Origin of the sequence: Nocardia sp. NPDC050630 (genome assembly GCF_044457245.1) — a bacterium.
Taxonomy (GTDB): Bacteria; Actinomycetota; Actinomycetes; order Mycobacteriales; family Mycobacteriaceae; genus Nocardia.
This window is the reverse complement of the sequence record NZ_JBITGN010000008.1, coordinates 339,756-342,434: the sequence shown is the minus strand read 5'-3', so window position 1 is coordinate 342,434 and position 2,679 is coordinate 339,756. Positions and strand designations below refer to the sequence as shown.

1 protein-coding gene is annotated in these 2,679 nt (G+C 59.2%); it reads right to left on the bottom strand.

Annotated elements, in window-relative coordinates:
• Positions 1 to 1,924 precede the first annotated feature (1,924 nt).
• Complete coding sequence (locus tag ACIBG0_RS22650) at positions 1,925 to 2,371, bottom strand: MarR family winged helix-turn-helix transcriptional regulator (RefSeq protein WP_397034927.1); 447 nt, start codon at positions 2,369 to 2,371, stop codon at positions 1,925 to 1,927.
• Positions 2,372 to 2,679 lie beyond the last annotated feature (308 nt).

Here is a 2,679-nt window from a genome sequence, read left to right as displayed (position 1 = left end):
CGTCTTACCCCTCCTCGAATTCCGGACACGAGAACAGCACCAACAAAAATCCTGCCCGTGCCCGGCATTTCCCGAACGTGCATTGTGACTTACGGATGCACCTACATATGCACCTCACCTACGTTGCGTAGGGCAGCACAAAAACCCGGCCGCTCCCCGATGGATACGGCCTTGCATCGGTGCCCATCAAAAGGTACTTCGACCCCCTGTCCCCCAACCCTATCGAACAGCAATTTTGCCGTGACAGCGGCGCGGCAATACGCCGCTGCAGTGTGTTTCGGTCCGGAAACCCATGCACTAGCGGGTCATTGCACACTCGACCGCACGTGTCAAACCACGTACGTTATGTCCGGATTCGCCCGAGATTTGTCTGGTCGGATCGGCCGATTCCCGTACCCCACTTCGGTTCAGGACGTCACCCCAAAGTCGACCCCGGGCCCGGGCGACTGCCGCTTCGAACATTACTCTGCCCCTTCGTTCGGTCGAAAAGACAACATGCTCACAACATCCCCCAGCCGGTACCGACGCAGGAGACTGCTGCGGCCGCGGTATATGGAAACCCGCTGCACCGTACCCATTTAATGCTACTGAATACCGGCTTTCATGTCTTGCACTCGACGCGAATCGATCAGCCCGACGAATGCCCGCCGAGCCACTGCGATCGAGCGCGAAACCGGTGAAATCGCGAGGATGTAATTCGACTGTCGCTTACAGTGAGACGGCGGTCCAGTGCGGCTCCGCGGGTAGCTCCCTCCGGGCACCCTGTGAGCACCGTCCAACTGCCCGTCAGCGATCTCGACACCACGTCCAGTGTCGAAGTGCCCAGGTCCCGGCGCTATTACGGCTTCGGTGTCGAGCTAGCGAGCCTGGGCCTGCACCCTCGCCAGCAGAGGCCGTTCGGTAGCGAGTCGTTCGATCATCATCGCGGAGAAGTCGTGCGTAGTATTGCTGCACAAGGGACTTGGAGAAGTAAACTTCAGCAGCCCAACGCTCGGGGATCACTAGCCATCACAGAAAGCGGACGAGCCCGTCAACTATATACGTGTGATACGCAAAAGCAGTGCATTTGGGGAACGACGACAATCACTACAAGAAATTAAACTGATCGCACGCCCGACTCGTTGACCCGCACTACGTATGAAGTACGGGGATCTAGGTCGAGAATCGCTATGCCTCGGCCCGCTACTTGAAGTCATCGGCGGTGGCACGGGTTTTCTTTCCGCGATGAATTTGACGTTCGCGTGAAAACCAGTCCCAATTCGAGGCAGCGAAGAACTTCTGGTCCGAGCGTCGAAGATGGCCGGTCGCAATCGGCGCCGCCCTCCTGGTCGCCGTGAGGAAGAGAGCCACACGACCGGCATGGGCCGCGCGGGTGGGCGGTCCGCTGGGCGGCGCCGGAACATCGGCTTCGTCAAGAATTATCGACTTGGATGGAGTCAGCTCGGATAAAGCTACGATGCAGCGCCTCGTCCTCGACGGTGGCGCGCCCGAGACAATTCACCGGTATTGACCGGAGGAGAACGCATAAAATCAAGTTCGCCTGAACAAGACTTTGACCCTCAGATGAAAATTCGCTCGCAAGATTGGGATGTAAATCTGTCGTCGCCATCTGCGACTATCCCAAAGAATGCAAGCCTCGGTGCGCGCTCCGGCGGTGCACGGCCCACGCGAGCGCGCATGAATAACCTCTTGTACACGCGAACGAGGTTTCAGCGTCGAGAAAAGCTGCTAATACGGATGCGTCAGTCTGATCTGCTGTGCCCCAATCGACTCAACTCAGCCTGACACGCAGGGAACCACCACAACATGACCGGTTTGATGGGCCGCGTCGGCGTGGCTGGTGACAACGCCGCAAGGAAGCTTCCCCGCGCTCCTGCAGAAGAACGTGCTCGAACGCCGGGCCTGGTGCAGCCGTGAGGACGTCTCAGCCTTCTGCCAACTCCTCCGCCGCCTCGCGACCCGCTACGCCGGTTCGCTGCAGAAAGTCGGCGATCACTTCGAGCTCGGCAACAGAATAACGAGTACACAAGCTATCCATCCGGTTGTTCATCCCAGCGAACAACTCGAACAGTTCGGAATTCCGTTCGCGCACACTACGCAACGTGACCGCACGACGGTCCGAGGATTCTGGATCACGCTCGCGCACGATCCATCCGCCCTTCTCCAAGCGATCCAAGATCCCCGTCATCGTCGCAGGATGCAACCCGGCACGACGTGCCAGCGTCGTGGGTGACAGCGGGCCATCTCGGTTTATCAGATCCAGGCACGTCCAATCGACATCCTTGAGCTCAACCCGGCCACCAAACCTCCGATTGAGCAGCGACAACTGAATATTCAAGTCACGCAAGGCTTCCCGCACGTCTGCGGTCAATCTCCGCCGGCTCCGCGTCGAAGCCCGCCCCGCTACTGAACCCACCTTTTCCCACCTCGCCCACATTTATACGGCTTACATATCATACGGACCCTGAAGCAGCCAGGTAAGACGGCTCACCGACGCGGACGAACGGTAGGCGAATTCGCATTTCAGACCCGCATGACAGAAAGAGCGCAACGCGCCGCGGCTGCGGTGTCACCGGCGAATCCCTCGATTGACGGGCCGCCGCCACAGCCGCGACGGCACTTCAACGATCGTTCAGCGAGCCGAGCCGGCCGTCTGAAAGCAGGAAACCGTTGTTTTGC